The sequence below is a fragment of the Streptomyces sp. CC224B genome (genome assembly GCF_030010595.1).
Classification (GTDB): domain Bacteria; phylum Actinomycetota; class Actinomycetes; order Streptomycetales; family Streptomycetaceae; genus Streptomyces; species Streptomyces longispororuber.
This window is the reverse complement of sequence record NZ_JASCXL010000214.1, coordinates 1-5,009: the sequence shown is the minus strand read 5'-3', so window position 1 is coordinate 5,009 and position 5,009 is coordinate 1. Positions and strand designations below refer to the sequence as shown.

The 5,009-nt window shown below is 72.9% G+C and carries 4 protein-coding genes; 3 read left to right on the top strand and 1 reads right to left on the bottom strand.

The window, feature by feature from the left end; genetic code table 11:
- Nucleotides 1-194 (bottom strand): hypothetical protein (locus tag QK440_RS40680; RefSeq protein ID WP_229926219.1); only part of this gene is annotated, 194 nt, incomplete at its 3' end.
- A gap of 196 nt (nt 195-390) precedes the next feature.
- Here QK440_RS40680 and QK440_RS40675 point away from each other — a divergent pair.
- From QK440_RS40675 to QK440_RS40665, 3 genes are all read left to right on the top strand, one after another.
- A complete protein-coding gene (locus QK440_RS40675; protein WP_282798302.1) occupies nt 391-1,068 on the top strand; it encodes a PH domain-containing protein in 678 nt (225 codons plus the stop codon).
- A complete protein-coding gene (locus tag QK440_RS40670) occupies nt 1,065-2,627 on the top strand; it encodes a PH domain-containing protein (RefSeq protein WP_282798301.1) in 1,563 nt (520 codons plus the stop codon). Before QK440_RS40675 ends, QK440_RS40670 begins: the two co-directional genes overlap by 4 nt.
- Before the next feature lie 74 nt (nt 2,628-2,701).
- Nucleotides 2,702-4,897, top strand: a complete 2,196-nt coding sequence (locus QK440_RS40665) for an MMPL family transporter (RefSeq protein WP_282798300.1) — start codon at nt 2,702-2,704, stop codon at nt 4,895-4,897.
- Nucleotides 4,898-5,009: the final 112 nt, after the last annotated feature.

Below are 5,009 nucleotides of genomic sequence, written 5' to 3'. Positions count from 1 at the left end.
CACACCCGCCGCACCACCAACACCACCACCACAACCACCTGCAACCCCAACCCCGCCCACGGACCAAACCGCGGGTGATCCTCACGGGGAAAGCCGCTCCAGAAGGCGACAAAGACGTTGAGTGCGATCAGTGCGGCGACGAGGATGGTGTCCTGAACGGCGCTGCGGCCCAACCATCGAATCGGCCCTATCACGCGGTCACCCTAACGGCGCGCGCGCAACCCCGGCCCGTAAGTGGTCCATAGGACACAGGGGTGCGTACGAAAGTGGGTAGCGCGCCTGCGAAGTCACAACCTTGGTCGCTTCCACTCCACACGAACCGCTCTGCCTCGTCCCCTGCCCGGCTTGTTTGGCTGGTACGGCCAGACCAGCCAAGGAGGCGGAGGAGCAGTGCCCCACGAGACGCGGCAGCCGGCGCGCGCGGGGTCGGACACGACCGACCGCGACGCCGCCACGCGGTACCGCCCCGGCGCGCCCCACGCCGTCGGCGAGCCCCACGCCGCGGGCACCGTCCACACCGACGCCTCCGCCGACCGCCGCGCCGCCGACGCTCCCGCCGACCGCCACGGCACCGGTGCCCCCGAGGTGCTCGGTGAGCTGCGGCCGGGCCGGCGCCTCGACCGCCGTGCCGTCTACTGGTGGACGACGCAGAACGCGCTGGTCGCCGTGCCGGTGCTCGCCGCGCTCGGCGTCGCGTCCTTCGTGCCCGGCGCCCCGTCCTGGCTCCGGATCGTCTTCGCGGTCCTGTGCCCCCTGGGCCTCGGCTACACCCTGCTGACCCCCTGGTACCGCTACCGCGTGCACCGCTGGGAGGCCGGCGGCGAAGCGGTGTGCTCCCTGTCGGGCTGGCTGGTGCGGGAGTGGCGCGTCGTGCCGTTCACCCGCATCCAGACCCTGGACACCAAGCGCGGCCCGCTGATGCAGCTCTTCGGCCTGGCCGCGCTGACCGTGACGACCGCGTCGGCGGCGGGCCCCGTCACCATCACCGGGCTGGACCGGGACCTGGCCGTGGAGACCGTACGCCGCCTGACCGAGCGCGTCCGCGCCCTGCACGAGGACGGCACATGACCACGCGGACGCAGGCGCCCGACGTGGCCGGCCCGGCCCCGGCGCCGCCCGCGGCGCAGCCCTGGCAGCGGCTCCACCCACGCATGATCGTGGTGAGCGTGAGCTGGCTCGTGGGCCCGGCGCTGCCGCTGCTCGGCGCCATGTTCCTCGCCCGCGACCTGCTCAACGCGCACGGCTGGATCGTCCTCGGCTCGTACATCGTGGTCGCCGGGGTGCAGGCGGCGCACGAGTGGGTCCGCTACCGCACCACCCGCTTCCGGATCACCGACGGCGAGGTCGAGCTCCACTCCGGGCTGCTGTTCCGCACCGACAAGTCGATCCCGCGCGACCGGGTGCGCAGCGCGGACCTCACCGCCAACCCGGTGCACCGGCTCTTCGGCCTCGCCGCCGTCAAGGTCGGCACGGGCGAGCACACCGCCCGCAGCGAGGACGACGAGCTGGTCCTCGACGGGATCTCGCGCGAGCAGGCGCTCCAGTTCCGGGCGCTGCTGCTGAACCGCGGCGCCCCGGGCACCACGCCCGCCCTGCCGGTCCCGCTCGCGCGGCTGCGCCCGTCCTGGGCCCGGTACGCGCCGCTGACCGTCACCAGCCTGGCCGGGGTCGTGGCCGTGGTCACCGGCGGCTCCAAGCTCCTGGACACCCTGGGGCTCGACCTCGGCGGCAACCGCACCGCGCGCGCCGTCTGGGCCTGGCTGTCCGCGCTGCCGCTGCCCGCGGCCGTGGCCGTCGTGGCGGCCGTGCTCCTGGTCCTCGGCGTCGCGGGCTCCCTCGTGACGTTCGCCGAGGCGTGGTACGGCTACCGCCTGGAGCGCGAGCCGGAGGGCTCCCTGCACCTGACCCGCGGGCTGCTCACCTCCCGCTCGGTGTCCGTGGCCGAACGGCGGGTCTGCGGCGTGGAGCTCAGCCGCCCGCTGCCGCTGCGCGCGGTCGCCGCCGGCCGTCTCACGCTCCTCGCCACGGGCCTCGGCGGCACGGGCACCCGCCTCACCAACCCCGCGCAGCTCCTGCCGCCCGCCCCCCTCGACTCCGCGCACCAGGTGACGGCCGACGTCCTCGACGAGGCGTCGTCGCCGATCGCACACGCGGCCCTGCGCGGTCACCCCCGGCCCGCGCTGCGCCGCCGCCTGGTGCGCGGCTGCCTGCTGGCCCCGGCCGGAGCGGCCGCTCCGGCCGGGGCGGGCGTGGCCTGCGGACTGCTGCCCTGGTGGGCCGTCCCCCTGGTCGCGGCCGTCACCGCCGGCCTCGGGTACCCGCTCGCGCGCGACGCCTACCGCGGCCTCGGCCACGCGCTCGTCGGCGACTACCTCGTCGTCAGGCACGGCACGTTCGTGCGCCGCACGGTGGCGCTGCGGCGCGACCGGATCGTCGGCTGGACCGGACGGCAGTCGTACGCCCAGCGCAGAGCGGGCCTGTGCACGCTGACCGCCACGACCGCGGCGGGCCGGGGCGCCGTCCGCATCCCCGACGTGGACGTCGCGGACGGACTGCGCTTCGCCGAGGAGGCGCTGCCCGGCCTGATCGGCCCGTTCCGCGTGCGGGAGCCCGCACCCTCCCGGTGACCGGCCCACCACAAGCCCCTGGAAAAGCAGAAGACCGAGTACTCCGGGCCCGATCCGGAGTGGAGGAAGGAACCGTGTTCAAAGCCCTAGGACGTTTCGTCGTCGGCCACCGGTGGCTGGTGATCATCAGTTGGCTCATCGCCGGAGCGGCGGTGATCGGCTTCGCCCCCTCGCTGACCACCACATCCGACCAAGCAGAGTTCCTTCCGAAGCAGTACGAGTCGATCCAGGCGCAGAAGATCCAGGAGAAGGCGTTCCCCAAGGGCTTCACCCCCTCGGCGATCGTGGTGTTCTCGCGCGAGGACGGCAGGGCCCTGACCGCGGCCGACTCCGCGAAGGTCGACAAGGTCGGCAAGGCGCTCAAGGCCAAGAAGTACGAGAAGGTCGAGCAGGTCGTCACCGCGCCGCCGTCGCCGCACAAGAAGGTGCAGACGGTGATGGTCTCGATGGCCGACGTGAAGGCGGGCGACAAGGGCCAGCAGCATGCCGTCGAGGACATGCGCGACGACCTGAAGTCCCTGGTCGCCAAGAGCGGACTCAAGGCGGGCGTCACCGGTGACGCGGCCACGCAGCTCGACAACGAGGAGGCGTCCAAGAAGGCCGACTCGCTGATCTTCCTCGGCACCATCATCCTGATCGTCGTCCTGATGACGATCATCTTCCGCAGCCCGACGATCACCATCCTCACCATCGTCGGCATCACCCTGGTCTCCCAGGTCGCCAACGGCCTCATCGCCACCTGCGCCAAGGTGTTCCACCTCAAGGCCGACAGCTCGGTGTCGTCGCTGCTCATCGTGGTGCTCTTCGGCGTCGGCACGGACTACATCCTGTTCCTGATGTTCCGCTACCGGGAGCGGCTGCGGCTCGGCGAGGACCCGAAGACCGCCATGGTCTCGGCCGTCGGCCGGGTCGGCGAGGCCATCGCCTCGGCCGCGGGCGCCGTTGTCGTGTGCTTCCTCGCGCTGCTGCTCTCCTCGCTGAGCTTCCTGGTCTCCATGGGCCCGGCCCTCGCCATCGCCATCGGCGTGACCCTGCTCGCCTGCCTCACCCTGATCCCGGCCGTCATCTCGCTGATGGGCACCAAGGTGTTCTGGCCGTCCAAGTCGTGGCAGCGGGAGCCGCGCGCGGCCCGCTTCGGCGCCCTCGGCCGGTCGGTGGCCCGCCACCCCGGCCGGTACGTGGTCGCCTCCGGGCTCCTCATGATCGTGTGTGCCGTCGGCGCCCTCGGCTACAAGCCGACGTTCGCCAGCCAGGAGGACGACAAGTCCACGAAGGAGTCGCAGGTCGCGCTGCACACCATGAGCAAGGACCTGCCCGCGGGCAGCACCAACCCCAGCAGCGTCCTGATGCGCTCCACCAACGGTAAGAAGCTCGACGAGCGCGACATGAAGGCCTTCGTCGACAAGCTCAAGCAGGTCAAGGGCGTCGGCGACGCCTCGCGCGCCCAGGTCAGCAAGGACGGCACGACCGCCGAGTTCAACGCCGTGCTCACCATGGACCCCAACGGCCGCGAGGCGATGGACGTCGTCCGCGGCCCGCTGCGCACCGCGGCCCACGAGGCGGCCCCGCCGGGCACCGAGACCAAGGTGGGCGGCATCACCTCGGTGTTCGTCGACATCAACAAGGCCGTCAACCGCGACTTCTCCGTGGTCTTCCCGACCGCGGCCGCGCTCATCATGCTCATCCTCGGCCTGCTGCTGCGCAGCGCCGTCGCGCCGGTCTATCTGATGGTCTCCGTCGCGCTCGGCTTCGGCGCCACCCTCGGCGCGAGCGTGCTGCTCTTCCAGGAGATCCAGGGCCAGGCCGGGCTGACGTTCTTCCTGCCGGTCATCATGTACTTGTTCGTCGTCGCCATCGGCACCGACTACAACATCCTGATGGTCGCGCGCCTGAGGGAGGAGGCCAAGGAAGGCCTCGGCCCGCGGGAGGCGACCGCGAAGAGCATCCAGCACGCGGGCCCGACGGTCGCCGCGGCCGGTGTGATCCTCGCGGGCACCTTCGCCTCGATGCTCCTGGCCAGCGACGCCTCGCTCGCCCAGATCGGGTTCGCGGTCGCCTTCGGCATCATGATCTCGGCCTTCGTGATGGCGATGTTCTTCACGCCCGCCCTCACCGCGCTGTTCGGCCGGGCCGCCTGGTGGCCGCGCCGGATCCGGCCCAACGCCCCCCAGCAGGGCGGGACTCCGTACGACGGCTACCAGCGTCCGGTGCCCTCCCAGGGCGGCGGCTCCCCCTACGCGCACTACCCGCCGCAGGGCCGGCGCGACTGACCCGGGCCCCGGGCCCCGGGCCCGGGCCGCACGGGCCCGGGGCCCCCGGGGCCGGGGCGCACGGCCCCGGCCCCCCCGGGAGCGCGCCCCCCCCCCCCCCCGGCGCGGGGGG